At 63.0% G+C, this 16181-nt stretch carries 16 protein-coding genes and 1 pseudogene; 7 read left to right on the top strand and 10 right to left on the bottom strand.

Translation table 11 applies throughout. The features are described from left to right. Nucleotides 1-21 precede the first annotated feature (21 nt). A complete protein-coding gene (locus AC04SF_RS18130; protein ID WP_488479181.1) occupies nt 22-1206 on the bottom strand; it encodes an amino acid aminotransferase in 1185 nt (394 codons plus the stop codon). Nucleotides 1207-1387: 181 nt separating this feature from the next. Between AC04SF_RS18130 and AC04SF_RS18135 the strand changes: the two genes are divergently transcribed. The 5 genes from AC04SF_RS18135 to AC04SF_RS18155 all read left to right on the top strand — a co-directional run bounded on the left by AC04SF_RS18135 (nt 1388) and on the right by AC04SF_RS18155 (nt 5198). After that, complete coding sequence (locus AC04SF_RS18135) at nt 1388-1981, top strand: histidine phosphatase family protein (protein ID WP_488478945.1); 594 nt, start codon at nt 1388-1390, stop codon at nt 1979-1981. An 89-nt stretch (nt 1982-2070) separates the two neighbouring features. Further along, nucleotides 2071-2622, top strand: a complete 552-nt coding sequence (locus tag AC04SF_RS18140; RefSeq protein WP_488478946.1) for a sigma-70 family RNA polymerase sigma factor — start codon at nt 2071-2073, stop codon at nt 2620-2622. Continuing rightward, the gene (locus AC04SF_RS18145; protein WP_096445853.1) at nt 2619-3392 is read left to right on the top strand and encodes an anti-sigma factor family protein; all 774 of its coding nucleotides are present in this window, start codon (nt 2619-2621) and stop codon (nt 3390-3392) included. The genes AC04SF_RS18140 and AC04SF_RS18145 overlap by 4 nt, the downstream gene beginning before the upstream one ends. A gap of 23 nt (nt 3393-3415) precedes the next feature. Continuing rightward, nucleotides 3416-4132, top strand: coding sequence for a Bax inhibitor-1/YccA family protein (locus AC04SF_RS18150; protein WP_095203348.1), 717 nt, complete (start codon nt 3416-3418; stop codon nt 4130-4132). Nucleotides 4133-4298: 166 nt separating this feature from the next. After that, nucleotides 4299-5198 carry an aldose 1-epimerase family protein gene (locus AC04SF_RS18155; protein WP_488478947.1) on the top strand — a complete coding sequence of 300 codons (900 nt, stop codon included), beginning with the start codon at nt 4299-4301 and terminating at the stop codon, nt 5196-5198. Nucleotides 5199-5252: 54 nt separating this feature from the next. On the opposite strand, the gene AC04SF_RS18160 is transcribed toward AC04SF_RS18155, so the two are convergent. From AC04SF_RS18160 to AC04SF_RS18170, 3 genes and pseudogenes are all read right to left on the bottom strand, one after another. Continuing rightward, the gene (locus tag AC04SF_RS18160; protein ID WP_488478948.1) at nt 5253-5999 is read right to left on the bottom strand and encodes an outer membrane protein; all 747 of its coding nucleotides are present in this window, start codon (nt 5997-5999) and stop codon (nt 5253-5255) included. Between the two features lie 68 nt (nt 6000-6067). Beyond that, nucleotides 6068-6996, bottom strand: a pseudogene (locus tag AC04SF_RS18165) (agmatinase). A gap of 227 nt (nt 6997-7223) precedes the next feature. Continuing rightward, nucleotides 7224-7820, bottom strand: coding sequence for a VOC family protein (locus tag AC04SF_RS18170; RefSeq protein ID WP_488479182.1), 597 nt, complete (start codon nt 7818-7820; stop codon nt 7224-7226). A gap of 199 nt (nt 7821-8019) precedes the next feature. Between AC04SF_RS18170 and AC04SF_RS18175 the strand changes: the two genes are divergently transcribed. After that, entirely contained in the window at nt 8020-8361 is a 342-nt protein-coding gene (locus AC04SF_RS18175; protein WP_488478949.1) for a hypothetical protein, read from the top strand. A 293-nt stretch (nt 8362-8654) separates the two neighbouring features. Here AC04SF_RS18175 and AC04SF_RS18180 read toward each other — a convergent pair whose 3' ends face one another. Then, on the bottom strand, nt 8655-10079 hold the full coding sequence (locus AC04SF_RS18180; RefSeq protein ID WP_488478950.1) for an ISNCY family transposase: 1425 nt from the start codon (nt 10077-10079) through the stop codon (nt 8655-8657). A gap of 395 nt (nt 10080-10474) precedes the next feature. Here AC04SF_RS18180 and AC04SF_RS18185 point away from each other — a divergent pair, with 395 nt between their 5' ends. Further along, complete coding sequence (locus tag AC04SF_RS18185; RefSeq protein ID WP_488478951.1) at nt 10475-11119, top strand: GNAT family N-acetyltransferase; 645 nt, start codon at nt 10475-10477, stop codon at nt 11117-11119. Between the two features lie 13 nt (nt 11120-11132). Here the strand turns inward: AC04SF_RS18185 and AC04SF_RS18190 are convergent, their stop codons facing one another. From AC04SF_RS18190 to tmk, 5 genes are all read right to left on the bottom strand, one after another. Then, the gene (locus tag AC04SF_RS18190; protein WP_488478952.1) at nt 11133-11951 is read right to left on the bottom strand and encodes an MBL fold metallo-hydrolase; all 819 of its coding nucleotides are present in this window, start codon (nt 11949-11951) and stop codon (nt 11133-11135) included. Between the two features lie 4 nt (nt 11952-11955). Next, on the bottom strand, nt 11956-12750 hold the full coding sequence (locus tag AC04SF_RS18195; RefSeq protein ID WP_488478953.1) for a TatD family hydrolase: 795 nt from the start codon (nt 12748-12750) through the stop codon (nt 11956-11958). Continuing rightward, complete coding sequence (gene metG, locus AC04SF_RS18200; RefSeq protein ID WP_488478954.1) at nt 12750-14303, bottom strand: methionine--tRNA ligase; 1554 nt, start codon at nt 14301-14303, stop codon at nt 12750-12752. The genes AC04SF_RS18195 and metG overlap by 1 nt, the downstream gene beginning before the upstream one ends. 141 nt (nt 14304-14444) lie before the next feature. Next, entirely contained in the window at nt 14445-15500 is a 1056-nt protein-coding gene (locus AC04SF_RS18205; protein ID WP_488478955.1) for a DNA polymerase III subunit delta', read from the bottom strand. Then, the gene (gene tmk, locus AC04SF_RS18210) at nt 15497-16171 is read right to left on the bottom strand and encodes a dTMP kinase (RefSeq protein ID WP_488478956.1); all 675 of its coding nucleotides are present in this window, start codon (nt 16169-16171) and stop codon (nt 15497-15499) included. Before tmk ends, AC04SF_RS18205 begins: the two co-directional genes overlap by 4 nt. Nucleotides 16172-16181: the final 10 nt, after the last annotated feature.

Here is a 16181-nt window from a genome sequence, read left to right on the forward strand (position 1 = left end):
CTTGTCCACAGGTGAGCCGTATCAGTCGAGTACGGAGACGATCGCCTTAGCGAGGTCATCCATCCCATCCTCGGGCAGTCCGGCGACATTGATGCGGCTGTCGCCGACCATGTAGACGCCATGCTCGGCACGCAGTCGCTCGACCTGCGCTTCAGTCAGGCCAAGCCGCGAGAACATGCCGCGATGGCTGGCGACGAAGTCGAAGCGGTCGGAGTTGGACTGCCGGCGCAGTGCGTCGGCGAACGCCACACGAAGCCTCAGCATGCGCAGGCGCATCTCTTCCAGCTCGGCTTCCCAGTCGGCACGCAAGGCGGCGTCCTCCAGCACGATGCGCACCGCCGCGGCGCCATGGTCCGGCGGCATCGAATACATGGCGCGCGCCGCCGACAGCATCTGGCTCATAGCCACATCGGCTTGGGCGCTGTCCTTGGCCAGGATCATCGCCGCACCGACACGATCGCGGTAGACGGCGAAATTCTTCGAGCAGCTCGACGCCACAACCATTTCCGGAACCTTCGCCGCCAGCAGGCGCAGGCCGAGGGCGTCGGCTTCAAGCCCGTCGCCAAAGCCCTGATAGGCGATGTCTACGAATGGCAGCAGGCCACGCTCGACGACCAGATCGGTGACCGCCTCCCACTGCGCCGCATCGAGGTTGGCGCCGGTCGGGTTGTGGCAGCAGCCATGCAGCAGCACCACGTCGCCACTCTCTGCCGTCCGCAACGCTGCCAGCATGTCGTCGAAACGAACCGCACCCGAGGCCGCGTTGAAATAGGGGTATTCGCGGATCTGCAGGCCGGCGGCACGCATCACCGGCATGTGGTTCGGCCAGGTCGGGTCCGACAGCCAGACGGTGGCGTCCGAACGCGTCCGCTTGAGCAGCTCCGCCACCAGGCGCAGCGCACCGGAGCCGCCAGGCGCCTGTGCCGCCCGGATGCGCGTCATGTCGGCGCCCGGACCGAAGGCGAGCTTGGCCATCACCGCGTTGAAGCCGGTATCACCGGCCAGCCCGAAATAGGTCTTGGTGTCCTGGTTATTCAGCAGCCGCTTTTCGGCCTCACGCACGGCGCGCATGACCGGCGTCTTGCCGTCACGATCCTTATAGACGCCGACGCCGAGGTCGACTTTGTTGGGGCGCGGATCCGCGCGATAGAGGCCGATCAGGGCCAGGATCTTGTCGGCGGGAGCTGGCTGCAGGTCTTCGAACATCATTATGGTTCCGTTGGCGCGGCGGAGTGATACGCAAATCGAACGCGCTCCGCCAGCGGTTTTGGTTGCCTCAACGCGAAAGGCGGCGCCTACGGGAGCCGCCTTTCGATCGAAACGATAGCCGCTATTCTAATCCCAGCGTATGCGTCACTAGGAAAGCAGTTCAAGGAATGACAGCTTCATGCTCGTACGGCTGACGATGATTTGTAACGGCGCCACGGCCGCGACCCGGAAGGGGGCGTTCCCGTCGGACGAGCCGTTGGAGCCGCGATCACTCACGCTGGCGAAGGCGATGCGCGGGACTTTGCGCCGTGCCGACCGCGTGTGGACGGCGCCTTCGCTTCGCGCCCGGCAGACCGCCGAGGCGCTGGCGCTGAACGCATCGGTCGAACCGCTCCTGGCGGACCAGAATCATGAAGGCTGGGCCGGCAAGAGTTTCGAGGACGTGCAGGCACAACAGCCCGGCGACATCGCCGCATCGCTAACCGACCCCCATGCAGCGCCGCATGGCGGCGAGTCGCTGGCCGACGTTGCCCGCCGGGCCTCCGCATTGATGGATCGGTTGATGGCCGAGCGTGGCCATACGATCGCGATAACCCATGCCAGCGTCATTCGCACCGCGATCCTGCATGTTCTGGGTGCCCCGCTTGCCGCTAGTGGGAAGATCGACATCGAGCCGCTGAGCATCACCGATTTTCGCAGCGACGGCCGCAGATGGGTTTTGCGCGCCTGCGGCGTAGTTACGCCCAAATCGGCAAAACCGCTTCGCCCCTGAGGGCCACGCTGGGCGAGGGGGATGCAAACGCACCCTCCGGCGAATCCGGCGCAAAAGAAAATGGCACTGGTCGGGATTAAGATCCCCACATGCTCCGTAAACAGGGCATGAAACGGTCGATGCCACGCTTTGACATCATAGGGCAGCTCGGATCGCTGCGGCGCTATGCGCAGTCGCTGACGCGCGACAGCGCGGATGCCGAGGATCTCGTGCATGACGCGCTGGTGCGCGCCTATGAGCGGCGTGGCACCTTCCGCTCCGGCGGAAACCTGCGGGCCTGGCTGCTGTCCATCGTTCATAACGCGTTTATCGACCGCGTGCGTTCGCGCCGCTCGGAAGCGTCACGCATCGAACAGGCCGGGTACCTCGCCGATGCCGCCACGCCGGCGCCGCAGGAGCATTCGGTGCGACTGGCGCAGGTGCGGGAGGCCTTTTTCAATTTGCCGGAAGAGCAGCGTTCGGCGCTGCATCTGGTTGCGATCGAAGGGCTTTCCTACAGCCAAGCGGCCAATGCGACAGGCGTGCCGCTGGGCACGCTGATGTCGCGCATCGGCAGGGCGCGCGCCGCCTTGCGCCAGATGGAAGAAGCCGCCCCGGCGCGTGGGAAAAACCATCTCAGGATCGTGGGAGGTGAGCAATGACCGCTCTTGTCGACCCGGTGACCGACGCCGATCTCGACGCCTATGTCGACGAGCAGCTCGATGTCACCCGCCGCATCGAGGTCGAAGCTTTCCTGTCGACACGTCCGGAGGCCGCCGCGCGCATCATGTCGGATCTGCGGACCCGCGACGAACTGCGCGTGGCGCTTGCCGGTTCCAAGGGCATGGCACGGCCGGCGACGGCTGACGCGGCGCGGCGGCTGGAGAGGGGACTTGTCCGTGGCCGCATCTTCGGCGTCTTGCAACGCGCGGCGGCGGTTGCCGCCTTCGTTGCCGCCGGCTGGCTGGCGAATGGCATCATTGGCCCGATGTCTGTAACCAAGGTCGTCGCTTCGCCGCAGCCGCCCGCTTATGTCGACGAGGCGGTGCGGGCACACAGGACGACGCTGGTGCGCGAAACCATGCCCTCGCAGCCGGAAGCGCCCAATTACAACGCCGGCGAAATCCGCGCCGCGACGGCGATAGTCATGCCGTCGCTGCCGAAGGACTGGAAAGTGCGCGACGTGCAGATCTATCCGTCACGCTTCGGCCCGAGCGTCGAGATGGCGGTCGACACCAAGGATATGGGCCTGGTGTCGCTGTTTGCGATCCGGCCAGGAACCTTCGATGTGGTCAAGCCGACCGTCGCGCCCTCGGGGGACATTTCCTCGGCCTACTTCCAGATCGGCGAGGTCGCCTATGCGGTGGTCGCTAAGAGCGGGGTTCATGACCTCGACCGCGCGGCCGAGACGCTCGCCAGAACACTTTACTGACCGATCCAAAAAGGAGACTGCAAATGAACACGCCCAATCTGGGATATCGCGTTGGCACCGGCGCCCAGGCCGGAGCCGTCTTTGACGAGGGCCTGCGCCAGCACATGCTGCGCGTCTATAATTATATGGGCCTTGGCCTCGTGGTCACCGGCCTGGTCGCCTTCCTGGTGTCGTCGACGCCGGCGCTCTATGTCCCGATCTTCTCCAGCCCGCTGAAATATGTGGTGATGCTGGCGCCGCTCGCCTTCGTCCTGCTGTTTTCGTTCAAGATGCAGACCATGTCGGCGGCCAGCGCCCAGGCGATGTTCTGGGCCTTCTGCGCGGTGATGGGCCTGTCGCTCGCCTCCGTATTCCTGGTCTTCACCGGAACCAGCATCGCGCGCACCTTCTTCATCGCCGCCACCATGTTCGGCGCCACCAGCCTCTATGGTTACACGACCAGGCGCGACCTGACGCAGTTCTCGTCGTTCCTGATCATGGGCCTGATCGGTGTGGTGATCGCCAGCATCGTCAACATCTTCCTCGGCTCGACCGCGTTGCAGTTCGCCATCTCTGTGATCGGCATCGCCGTCTTCATCGGCCTGACCGCCTGGGACACACAGACGATCAAGGAACAATATGCCGAGAATTTCGACGCGGAATCGCGCCAGAAGCTGGCCGTCTTCGGCGCCTTCTCGCTCTATCTGAACTTCATCAACATCTTCCAGCTGCTGCTGAACTTCACTGGCGAGCGGGAGTAACGACTGTCCGCTGTGGGCAAGGGCGGGATTCTCGCCCTTGATGCGGAGAGGTGGCCGGAGGAGAAATCCTCCGGCCACAATTCGTTTCGGCAAGACTGACTACGGCTTGAGTCCTCAAAAGCCTTTGCTAGTCTGCCTCGCGACAGCCTTCAAACCGCGAGGACACATGGAACAGGACAGTCAGACCCTCCATGGCGACGGCATTTCGGCTGTAATTGTCGGGCAGGGCGCCGAACTGGTTTCTCTTCAGGATGCGAACGGATTTGAGTTCCTGTGGCAGGCCGGGCCAGAGTGGCGGCGTCATTCGCCGGTGCTGTTCCCGATCGTCGGCCGGCTGAAGGGCGACCAACTGCGCCATCGCGGCCGGACCTATCCGATGACGCAGCACGGCTTCGCCCGCGACAAGCCGTTCACCTGGGCGGAGAGGGGGCCTCGGTCCTGCACGCTGGTCCTCACCGACGACGCCGACACGCGCGCGCACTACCCCTTCGCCTTTCGCATTGCCGTCACCTATACGCTGGACCGCCAGCAGCTTGGTGTGATCTTGGAGGTCGCCAACACCGGCGACGAGCCATTGCCGGCCTCGATTGGGGCACATCCTGCGTTCAACTGGCCGTTGCTGCCGGAATTGCCCAAGGAAGCCTATCGGCTGACCTTTGCCGAGGCCGAGCCGGCCCCGATCCGTCGCCTCAAGGACGGCCTGCTGTTGCCTGCGAGGCAGCCGACGCCGATCGAAGGCAAGACGCTTGCGCTGTCGGAACGGCTGTTCGATGACGATGCCGTCATCCTGGATCGGCCCGCCAGCACCAGCGTGCGCTACGCCGCCGACCGTGGCCCGGCGATCGAAATGTCATGGCAGGGAACAAAGGAACTCGGCATCTGGTCCAAGCCCGGCGGCGCGCCGTTCCTGTGCATCGAACCCTGGCACGGTATTGCAAGCCCGGCCGGTTTCGACGGCGAATTCAGCGACAAGCCCGGCGTGATGCTGATCGAACCAGGGGCGAAGCGTTCGCTGAGCTACCGGATCAGCCTGGAGCAGGGGACTCGACAGCCTCCCAGCAGGTAGGAAAGCCCGGCCGAGGCCGGGCAAAACCCTGGCAAGCATTGTCTATCCGGTGTGTTAGCTGCCGCCGAATTTGTAGCTCAGCCGGGCCATCACCGCATCTACCCTGGCCTTGGTCTCGTAGGTCTCAGGGTTGGCCCCAAGCGAGCCGTCGTCGAACACGTTGGATCCGGTGCTCGTCTTGGAGCCGAGATCGACATGCGTATAGTCGACGCCAAGGCTCAGTCTGTCGGTGAGGGCATAGTCGATGCCAATGCCCAGCGCATAGCCATTGTGCCATTCATTCTGCTCATAGGTGACCAAAGCATTATTGTCCCGGGCCTTGAACCCGACCTCGCCGCCGGCGTAGCCGCCCTTCGCGTAGATCAGAACACGGTCGAACGCATAGCCGATCTTGCCGACCACCGTCGCATAGTGCTGGATCTTGCCGGTCTCGGTGTCGGAGTCTGGGAAGTATGGGCTGACGATCTCCTTGCGGATCCCCGTGGCAGTCCAGGTCGCTTCGCCGCCCAGGACGAATTGCTGCCACTGGTATTGGGCACCGACATGCACGCCGCCCGCTATATTCGCATTGCGGAAATCGAAACCTTCTGTTCCGGCGGGGACCAGGTCGGTGAAAAACCCGCCGTTCGGCTGTGTGACGTCCGTCGCGGTGATGTTGCCGTTGGCCACGCCGATATGCGCGCCGACATAAAAACCGCTCCAGTCATAGGCAGAGCCGGCGACTGGCGCGGCCATGTCCGCTGCTGACGCCGCGGTCGCGCTGAGCCCGGCCAGCGCAATGATTGCAAGAAGTCGTTTCACAGAATGCCTCCCGTCCCGTTGTCCAGTGAAGAGGAAAATACACGAATACAATAAAGAGGGTGTGATTATTACGTCGCACTGTCTCTAAAATCAGCAACTCGGGCGATGGTGCCGATCACATTGACGAGAAGGCGCGCGGCGGTCAGCGCCGACAGGCCGTCCATGTCGGTGGGTGGGTAGAGCTCGACAAGGTCGAATCCCGCGATCCTGGCGCGCTTGCCGAGGCCGGCGACCAGGTCGATCGCCTGAGTGTAGGTGAGGCCGCCTGGCGTACGCGCCGCCACGCCGGGCATGATGCCGGGATCGAGGCTGTCACAGTCGAAGGTGACGACGACCCGTGCGCCTTCCGGAATATGCCGAAGTGCTGCTTCCACGCCTTGAGTATGAACCTCGCGCGCGGTCACGAAACGGCTGCCATAGTGCCGCGCCGCTTCGATTTCAGCGAGGCGCGCGCTGCCGACGCCGCGCAGGCCGACTTGCACCATGCCCGCGACATGCGGCATCTCGCTCGCCCTTCGCATCGGGCTCGAATAGCCGTAACGTTCGCCATGCACCTCGTCGCGCCAATCGATATGGGCGTCGATCTGCAGAATCCAGACCGGTCCGTGATCGGCAAAGCCGGCTAGGAACGGAATGACGACGGAATCGTCACCGCCAAGCAGGATCGGCACGGCGGGTAAGGACAGAATTTCGCGCGTCTTCGCTTCGATCCGGGTCCTGTTTTCGGGATTGTCGTGCAGGATGGTCGAGATGTCGCCGACGTCGACGCAGCACACCGGCTTGTCGTCGAACAACGGACCGCCGAGATCGAAATCCCAGTGCCCGACAAGCGGGGCATCACCCTGGCTGGCCGCACGGATGGCGTCGGCGGCCAAGGCATAGCCGCTGCTGTCCTTGCCGGGATAGGTACTGCCGTGGCCGGCTCCGAAGATCACCGCACGAAGCGTGCGGCCATCGGGCGATCGGGAAGGCCGAGAAAGGAAGGTGAGGCGGTCATTCTTGATGGTCCTGAGTTCAAGCACGACCGCAGGCTAGTTGCTTCGCCGCCTCGAAGCCATCGCCGAAATCGTTGGCGGGCTATCGCGCATGGGTCAAAGCGGGCGCGTTCGATTCGTAGGACCTGAACGCAACCACATTGCGGCGTGGTGGAGGGGCGGGGTGTGACCCATGCGGAACAAGGCGATGGCGGAGCAACCGCCATCGCTTGAGGCGCAATAGCTGAGTTCAATCGGCGGGCCCAGCGAACAAGATGAGATTGCCGTCTGGATCAAGGCTCACACCGGCGGCTTGATACTCCAAAAAGAGTTGTTTGATCTCCGCTGCGGCATCGACAGTGATCGAAGCCGACAGAAGGTGTTCGCGCTGGCGTATATTCCCGACAAAGACCGGCTCGCAAACAAGCCGCATGCAAAGTCGAGCATGGTCACGCTTGACCATGCCGTAGAACGGTGGGTCACCATAAACGAAGTCGACTGTGAAGCCGAGCTTCGACGTGAAGAAATCGCAAGACGCCTTGAGGTCGGTGACATAAAGTTGCGCTTCGGTTCCGCTGAGGATCGGTGGCGTCATCGCGTGCTTGAATTGAGTGTTCATGGCCGGGGCTCCTGCTTTGAGCGCCTGCCATCCCTCGAAACCCAATTGGCGAGCTACAAGCTCCTGCGCATCGCTGAGCCTGAATGATGCCTCCAGCACTTGATTGTCATCAAGGTGCCGAAACCGCGGCAACGCGGCTCTGATCTCGGCTGCGACCGGATGGTATCGATCACGATGCCAGCGCAGATATTGCTTTGCCTGCTTCTTCAGGTTTTCGAGGTTTGGCATGGGCGCGGCTACGGTTTGCACATCGTAGGTGGGCATTGCCCCTTCGGCCTCGGCCGGTGCGCCCCACGGCAACTACCTGACAGTGCCAGTGTCGACGGCGGATTGTCACCGGCGGCAATCGTCGGCCATCCATATCCACAACGCCGCTGAAACCGTGAACACCGACGTCACGGCTGGACGATGAGCTGGCGGATCTGAAATGATATCGGTTCCGGAGGAAACGAAGCTGACAAAATTCGAGTCGCGGGCAGGGCTGCTTATCGGCCTGTGCTTCACGCCCATCGCGCTGCTGCTGGCGCTCTTCTCGGCCGGAGCTGGGCATGGGGACTATGTGCTGGCGCGCCTTCTCTATCCGATACCCATGTTGGCGACGCTATTGACCAACAACACTATCACCGGCTTGTCCGTGGGGCTGGCTGGGGTGCAATTCCCCGCTTATGGAGCCTTCGCTGCTCCAGGCGGCATCAGATGGCTGTCGCTTGGCATCCTGCACGCTGTTGCAATCGCAGCCGCCTTCAGTGGGCTTCTCGACTATTTCTAAGGACCGCAGCTGCTGCATCAAAGGACAGCCGCATTGCTATATCTAATGTCAAAGCGATTTAGAGACGCAACATCGCCAGCAAGTTGGAAATGCGACAGTGATGCTCCTACCTGGCACGACCCAAGCGCCCGATCGGGCGTCAGCTGGTCAGGGTTGCGCAGCCCAATCGGGAGCGATCCATACGGGCTCCGCGGCTTTAGCTTTGAGAGCCCGTCACGACATGGATACGAAGGGCAGGGTCCAACCAGCCTACGAGGTAGGCGCAGTGTCGCTGATGATCTTGTCGCGACATGTCATTCCGCAGCTTCCAGCTTCGCCAGCGCCTGTTCTCGCCGTGCGATGACAGCGGGATCGTTCATGAAATCCGTCCTTCGGCCAGGCTTGCGCCTACGCTTCACATAGCCGTTGCTCTGGCTGCCATCCGGGATGCCGAACATGTGGTTCGTCTGCCCGGTTCGCTGTGGTCCGTGCTGGCTGCGCTGCAAATCCCGGCCGGCCTGCATCTCGGCGACCATCGCCAGCGCTTCGTCCAGGCGCTTGTTCTCGACCACCTCTGATCTGTGAACCGAACGTAGCTTATCGAAGGTTCTGTAGGGCAGGGACGTGCTGCCTCCCATGATCTCGAGGCGGCCGTCGGGATAGTCGCAGACGACGACCTTCTTGCCGGCCAAGCGCTTCGCGAAGGCGCTTGGATCGAGAATGAACAGCACCTTGTCGTAGCGCAGTGTCAAAGCCTGGGACAGCGTGCGAAATTCCTTTCGACACATCGCGCCGTCGAGGTTCTCATGCTCGGCGAGGAGGCGGTGCATATCCTTCGGATTGCGTGGTTCCTTGCCGAAACGGACATTGAAATCGGCGGCGAACTCGGCCGCATAGGCATTAGCCGCCTCGATCGTGCTGATGCCGCGCAGACGCAGCTCCTTCACAAGCCGGTCCTGCAGCGTCTGATTGGCGCGCTCGACGCGCCCCTTGGCCTGCGGGGTATTGGCGCAGATGATGTCGATGTTCAGTTCGTAAAGCGCGCGACCGAACTGCGTCAGGCCAGTCGTTCGATCCTTCTCCGAACCATGCGTCGTGCGAAACACACCATGCTTGTCGCTGTAGAAGGAGATCGGCTTGCCCCATTCCTGCAAATAGGCCTTGGTGGCGATCAGATAGTCGAACGTATTCTCCGAACCGGCAAAGCGCAGATGCAGCAGCTTGCCCGTGGCGTCGTCGATGTAAACGAGCAGGGCGCATTTGGGGCCGCGGTTCTCGAACCACCAATGGTGCGAGCCGTCGATCTGGACGAGTTCTCCGAGGCAGTCGCGCCGGCCCCGTGGCTGGTGAAGCTGCTTCTTGCGCTCCCGACGCGATGTCCAGATGCCGGCTTCCGTCATCCATTTGCGTAGCGTCTCGATGCTGACGGCGATCTGGTGCCACTCAAGCAGCTTCTCGCGGGCAAGCGTCGGGCCGAAGTCCCGGTAGCGATCGCGCACCAGATCCAATGCGGTGTTGCGGAAGTCCTCATCATGGCGTCGATTGCTCGGCCGGCCGCGCTTCTTCGACGCCAGCCCGCCGGCGCCGTCCTGGTCATAGGCCTGCAACAGCCGGTGAACCTGACTGCGGCTGAGATGAAGAAGCTCCGCCGCCTTGACGACGCTCAGCCGCCGGTCACGGATCTTCTGGATGGCTTCAAGACGATGCAGCTCTTTTTGCGACAAGGTGACCAAAGGCATGACGGCTCCCGCAACAAGCCCGGTCTCACGCCAGGCTCCGTGAAGTCGCCAGCCTTCCTTTCCAGCTTCATGTTGACCAGCCTCGGAAGCGGGAAGTGTCGCATCTCTAACTGGGGCAACTGTCGCATTACTAAATAGCCGCTACATCTAAAAGTCGCATAAGATAGATTATGGAACTGGAGCGTTGACCAGCAGCTGGAAATTGCTGCTGATTTTCATAGGCTTGGCACGATCGATGCGTATTGCCTTGAGCTGACGGCCAACGCTACGCTGCGTGAATGACGACAGCAAAGCCCGAGATCGAAGCGGCGATTGAAGTGTTCGTGCATGGCTACAGCACGGGCAGAAGCCGCACCTTTCCTTATGCGGCCAGCCGCGTCGGACCATTGTGGCTGATGCGCGATGCCGAGCGCAAGAATCCTCGTGACTACCGCAGCGAGGAATGGGTCGTCCATGACGTCGCTGCCGAGCAAGCTGATGCGGTCGTGCGGCAGCATGCGCGGCCGGGTTTTGCCATTTCGGTGGTTGTCGCGAATGGCGAACCGGATCAGCCGGTGCGAACGGCCTACAAAGCTCTCGGCTACAGACTGCTGAGGACGGAAGGCTTTTTCGTCCAGCCACTGCGCCGGATACCGAGCCCGCCGGCTGTCGGTTCGATCGAACGCGTGCAGACCGTCGAACGTGCCGCACAATTGGCAAAGATCATCCGCAGACGGCCCATTGGCGACGATCTGCTCGGCAACGACGCGCCGTTCCGGCAGTATGTGGCGGTGGACGGCGACGCTATTGTCGGGCGCGTGCGCAGCGTGGATGCCGCCGGCGCTAGCTGGTGCGAGGCCATGTTTGTCGAGCCTTCTCATCGGCGCCGCGGCATCGGTCAGGCGCTGATGGCCAAAATGCTGCACGACGATCGGGCCCATGGATTGCGCTGCTCGGTGCTGATGGCGACGCACGCCGGAGCGCTGCTTTATCCCCGCATGGGCTATGAGCGGATTGGAACGCTGCTGATATTCAGTCCAAAGAGCCGAACGCCCTCATGAGAGGTCGTTCATATCACGCTGATTCATAAGGAATTTCGATCACCATGCCGTCATAGGCCGGCACCACATGATCAGGCGTCTCGGCCATCACTGTGGCATAGTCGAGCGGCACATGCATGTGGGTCAGCACGGCATTCCTGGGCGCCAGCCTCCCGATCCATTCCAGCGCCTGGCCGAGCGACAGATGGCTGGGATGGGTGTTGTACTGCAGCGCGTCGATGACCAGCATTTCCAGGCCGCGCAGCCGCGCGGCGGTGGCGTGGGGAAAGCCGCTGATATCAGGGCAATAGGCCAGACCGCCGATGCGGAAGCCGAGCGAGATGATGTCGCCATGGAATTGCGGCAGCGGCTCGAGGGTGAGGGCGCCCCCCTCGCCTTCGATCACGACAGGCTTCGCGTGGTCGATGATATGGGCCCGCACGATCGGCGGATAGGAACTGCCCGGTGGCGTCTCGAAGCAATAGCCGAACGCCTGCCGCAGGCGCAGCATCGTCGGCTGGTCGGCATGGATGTCGATCAGGCGGCGCTGCTCCTGCACATAGCCGCGCAGATCGTCGATGCCATGGATATGGTCGGCATGCGGGTGCGTGTAGACGACCGCATCGATGCGTTTGACCGAAGCGAGCAGCATCTGCTCTCGGAAATCCGGCCCGGTGTCGATAACCACGGTGGTGCGGCCGCCATCGGCTGCAATCCGCTCGACCAGCGCTGCCGTGCGCATGCGCCGGTTCCGTGGATTGGCCGGGTCGCAATTGCCCCAGTCGCCGGTGATGCGCGGCGTACCTGGCGACGAGCCGCAGCCGAGAATGGTGAGGCGCAGCCGGTTGGTCATCGTTTCAGGCGCTCTGTTCGGCAGGCCGTGGCATCTTGCCGAACAGCCGGAAGAAATTGTTCGTCGTCAGATCCGCGACTTCAGCCTCGCTGACGCCAATCGTTTCGGCCAACACCTTGGCTGTGTGCGCGACATAGGCCGGCTCATTGCGCTTGCCGCGAAACGGGATCGGCGCCAGATAGGGTGCGTCGGTTTCGACGAGCAGCCGGTCATGCGGCACGTCGGCGGCGACGGCGCGCAGTTCGGCCGAGTTCTTGAAGGTCAGGATGCCCGAGAACGAGACATAGCCGCCGAGCGCGACGCCCACCTCGGCCAGCCGGCGTCCGGAGGAGAAACAATGCAGGATGAAGGGGAAGGCGCCCTTCCCTGTTTCGTCCTCGAGAACGGTTGCCATGTCGTTATCGGCGTCGCGCGAATGGATGACCAGAGGCAGGCCGGTCTCGCGAGCGGCGGCAATGTGATTGCGAAAACCCTGCGCCTGCGCGTCGCGCGGCGCCTTGTCGTAGAAATAATCCAGCCCCGCCTCGCCGATCGCCACCACCTTCGGATGAGCCGACAAACGGACAAGCTCCGCAGCGGTGACGTCGAGCTCCTCGGCGGCATTGTGCGGATGGGTGCCGACCGAGCAAAAAACCTCGTCGAAAGTCTCAGCGATTTCAAGTATTTGCTGAAGGCGCTTCACACGGGTCGAGATCGTCACCATGCGGCCGATGCCGGCCGCTTTGGCGCGGGCGACAATGGCCGCCCGCTCCTCGGCGAAATCCGGAAAGTCCAAATGGCAGTGGCTGTCGACGAGCATCAGGCGTTCGCACCCGGCTGTTCGACATAACGCGGAAACACGCCTTCCGGCACCGGCAATGCCGTGCCGGAAACCAGCGCATGGTCGGCATGGACATGCTCGAAGTTCCGCTTGTCCGCCGGCACCGCCAGCAGGTCGAGCAGCTTGGCGGCCGACCCCGGAATGTAAGGCTGGCTCAGAAGTGCGACGCGACGGACGATTTCGGCGGTCGTCCACAGCACCGTTTCCATTCGCACCGGGTCGGTCTTCTTCAGCGCCCAAGGCTCCTGAGACGTGAAATAGCGATCGGCTTCGGCGGCCACGCCGAAGATCGCCGCCAATGCCAGATGAATGCCCTGCTCCGCCATTGCGTTGCGCGCCGTACCAAGCGCTTCCACTGCCTGGTCGAGGATCGCACCGTCGGCTTCGGTCAGCTCGCCACGCTGCGGCACCGCGCCGCCACAATTCGCGGCGATCATCTTCAGCGAGCGTTGTGTCAGATTGCCGAGACCATTGGCGAGGTCGGCATTGGTGCGGTTGACGATCGCTTCATGGCTGTAGCTGCCGTCCTGGCCGAACGGCACCTCGCGCAGGAAGAAATAGCGCACCTGGTCGACACCGTAATGGTCGACCATGGTGAACGGGTCGATGACGTTGCCGACCGATTTCGACATCTTCTCGCCGCGGTTGAACAGGAAGCCGTGACCGAAGACGCGCTTCGGTAGCGGGATGCCTGCCGACATCAGGAAGGCCGGCCAGTAGACTGCATGGAAGCGCACAATGTCCTTGCCGATGATGTGCGCATCGGCCGGCCAGAAACGCCATTTCTCATCATTTTCATCGGGATAACCGACGCCGGTGATGTAATTGGTCAGGGCGTCGACCCAAACATACATGACGTGCTTCTCGTCGCCAGGCACCGGCACGCCCCAGTCGAAGGTGGTGCGCGAGATCGACAAATCCCTGAGCCCGGATTTGACGAAGCTCATCACTTCGTTGCGGCGCTCGGCCGGGCCGATGAAGTCGGGCTGGTTTTCGTAGAGCGCAATGAGCTTGTCCTGATAGGCCGACAGCCGGAAGAAATAGCTTTCTTCCTCGACCCATTCGACCGGCGTTCCCTGCGGCCCGTAGCGGACATTGTCCGGGCGGACCTCGGTCTCTTCCTCGCCGTAATAGGCTTCGTCGCGCACCGAGTACCAGCCGGCATAGCCGCCCTTGTAGATGTCGCCATTGGCGTCCATCGCCCTCCAGATCGCCTGCGAGGACGCATAGTGGCGCTCTTCCGTGGTGCGGATGAAATCGTCATTGGAGGCGTTGAGCGCGGTCGCCATGCGCTTGAAATCGGCGGAGTTGCGGTCGGCCAGTTCGCGCGCCGAAATGCCTTCGCGTTTTGCCGTCTGCAGCATCTTGATGCCGTGCTCGTCCGTGCCGGTGAGGAAGAAAACGTCCTTGCCGTCGAGCCGCTGGAAGCGCGCAAGCGCGTCGGTGGCAATCAGTTCGTAGGCATGGCCGATATGCGGCTTGCCGTTCGGATAGGAAATCGCGGTCGTGATGTAGAATGTGTCGCGTGACATGAATGAACCATCATGAATGTCTGAATGGAAGCCGTGGCGGTGGATATCGCATCGGAATGGTGATTGCCATCCCGCGCCCAATGCATGCCGCCCAAAAGTGGCCCCGGTTTTGGGGCAACGGCATGCATCAAGAAAAGGCCGTCACATTCGCATCGCAGAATTCAGGCGGTCGATCATGGTCAAGGCGTGCTGCTTCTTGTCGAGATTGTAGGTGTCCGTCTCAGATATAGCGTCCAGCGCCTCATGCCAAGTGTCAGACAGGATATTGGCCCGCGCGAGATCGCCCGACAGCGCCGCCCGGCTTGCCGCATCCGACAACAGGTCGAGCGCGCGGCGGTTGAAGATGTCGAACTGGATCGCCTGGTCTTTGCCGGCGACGGCTTCGGCGAGCCGATAGGCGCCGCCGATGTCGCTCTTTCCCTTCGCCACCAGTGCATCGAGCGTCTCGGCGATCTCCAGCCCGCCATATTGCGTCAAAAGGATCGCGTTGCGGGCGCTGCCCCCTGCCCGCTCGACCAGTGCCGCCCGCGCGGTCGGATCGTCCGGTGGCGGCGGTTCGGCCGTCTGCAGCACCGCCAGCAGATCGTCGGCGTCGAGCGGCGTCAGGCGTATGACCTGGCAGCGCGAGCGGATTGTCGGCAGCAGGCTGCCCGGCGCGTGGACGATGAGAATGAACAGCGTTCGCGCCGGCGGCTCCTCGAGGTTCTTCAGCAAGGCATTGGCGGCATTGGCATTCATGTCGTCGGCTGGATCGACGATGACGACCCGGTAGCTGCCGTCATGCGAGGTCATCGACAGGAAGCGGCTGACCCTGCGGATCTCGTCGACGGTGACGACGGTCTTGAAGCTCTTGGTCTTGTCGTTCAGCGGACGGGTCAGATGCAGCACGCCCGGATGCGCCCCGGTCGCGATCTGGCGAAACAGCGGCGAGGCCGGATCGGGAACGGCCAGGCTTTCCGGCGCCTGCGCGAAGGCCGGGTGCTTCAAGAGGTGATGCGCCAGATGAAAGGCCAGCGTTGCCTTGCCGATGCCGACCGGTCCGGCAAAGATCAGCGCATGCGGAAGCTTTCCCTGGCGATAGGCGGCGGCGAGCATGCCGGCCGCCTGCCCGTGCCCGACCAGTCGAGGCGTTTCGGACGGTTCGGGTACGCCGTCCAGCGTGTCGTGCTGTTCCGGCGCGATGCGTTCGAAGATCATACCGGTGCGGCCTGCCTGTTGCGCGCGGGCGCCCTCGCCTCCAGCGCCGCGAACACCGCGGCGGTGACGACGTGCTCCACTGTATCGGGATCGGCGGACGCGTCGACGACGATGCAGCGTTCCGGCTCGGCTGCTGCGATCGCCAGAAAGGCATCGCGCCGGGCCTGATGGATGGCCAGCGTTTCCTTTTCGAAACGGTCGGCGCCGGCATCGCTGCCGCGCCGCAGCGTCGCGCGCCTGAGACCCTCGGCAGGATCGATATCGAAGATCAGCGTCATGTCGGGCATCATGCCGTTGATGGCGACCTGTTCCAGCGCCGTCATGAAGGCCGGGTCGATCCCGCCGGTGACGCCCTGGTAGACGCGCGAGGAATCCAGGAAGCGGTCGCACAACACGATCGAGCCGCGCTCGACCGCCGGCCGGATGACCTGCTCGACATGGTCGGAACGCGCGGCGGCGAAGAGCAGCGCCTCCATCTTCGGTCCAAATGGCTCGGCGGCGCCCGAAAGCAGCACATGCCGGACCGCTTCGGCGCCTGGTGAGCCGCCCGGTTCGCGCGTGAGCTGGACATCATACTTCTTGGCGCGCATCTTCCTCGCCAGCCGCTCGATCTGCGTCGACTTGCCTGCGCCCTCGCCGCCTTCGAAGGTGATGAAAAATCCGCGCGCCAATCGAAAGGGC

This window comes from Mesorhizobium sp. CNPSo 4671, from assembly GCF_057784245.1.

What these genes read in the sequence shown, in the direction of transcription:
- AC04SF_RS18130 (WP_488479181.1), bottom strand. Translation starts at nt 1,206, where the DNA reads ATGTTCGAAGACCTGCAGCCAGCTCCCGCCGACAAGATCCTGGCCCTG.
- AC04SF_RS18135 (WP_488478945.1), top strand. Translation starts at nt 1,388, where the DNA reads ATGCTCGTACGGCTGACGATGATTTGTAACGGCGCCACGGCCGCGACC.
- AC04SF_RS18140 (WP_488478946.1), top strand. Translation starts at nt 2,071, where the DNA reads ATGCTCCGTAAACAGGGCATGAAACGGTCGATGCCACGCTTTGACATC.
- AC04SF_RS18145 (WP_096445853.1), top strand. Translation starts at nt 2,619, where the DNA reads ATGACCGCTCTTGTCGACCCGGTGACCGACGCCGATCTCGACGCCTAT.
- AC04SF_RS18150 (WP_095203348.1), top strand. Translation starts at nt 3,416, where the DNA reads ATGAACACGCCCAATCTGGGATATCGCGTTGGCACCGGCGCCCAGGCC.
- AC04SF_RS18155 (WP_488478947.1), top strand. Translation starts at nt 4,299, where the DNA reads ATGGAACAGGACAGTCAGACCCTCCATGGCGACGGCATTTCGGCTGTA.
- AC04SF_RS18170 (WP_488479182.1), bottom strand. Translation starts at nt 7,820, where the DNA reads ATGCCAAACCTCGAAAACCTGAAGAAGCAGGCAAAGCAATATCTGCGC.
- AC04SF_RS18175 (WP_488478949.1), top strand. Translation starts at nt 8,020, where the DNA reads ATGATATCGGTTCCGGAGGAAACGAAGCTGACAAAATTCGAGTCGCGG.
- AC04SF_RS18180 (WP_488478950.1), bottom strand. Translation starts at nt 10,079, where the DNA reads ATGCCTTTGGTCACCTTGTCGCAAAAAGAGCTGCATCGTCTTGAAGCC.
- AC04SF_RS18185 (WP_488478951.1), top strand. Translation starts at nt 10,475, where the DNA reads ATGCGCGATGCCGAGCGCAAGAATCCTCGTGACTACCGCAGCGAGGAA.
- AC04SF_RS18190 (WP_488478952.1), bottom strand. Translation starts at nt 11,951, where the DNA reads ATGACCAACCGGCTGCGCCTCACCATTCTCGGCTGCGGCTCGTCGCCA.
- AC04SF_RS18195 (WP_488478953.1), bottom strand. Translation starts at nt 12,750, where the DNA reads ATGCTCGTCGACAGCCACTGCCATTTGGACTTTCCGGATTTCGCCGAG.
- metG (WP_488478954.1), bottom strand. Translation starts at nt 14,303, where the DNA reads ATGTCACGCGACACATTCTACATCACGACCGCGATTTCCTATCCGAAC.
- AC04SF_RS18205 (WP_488478955.1), bottom strand. Translation starts at nt 15,500, where the DNA reads ATGATCTTCGAACGCATCGCGCCGGAACAGCACGACACGCTGGACGGC.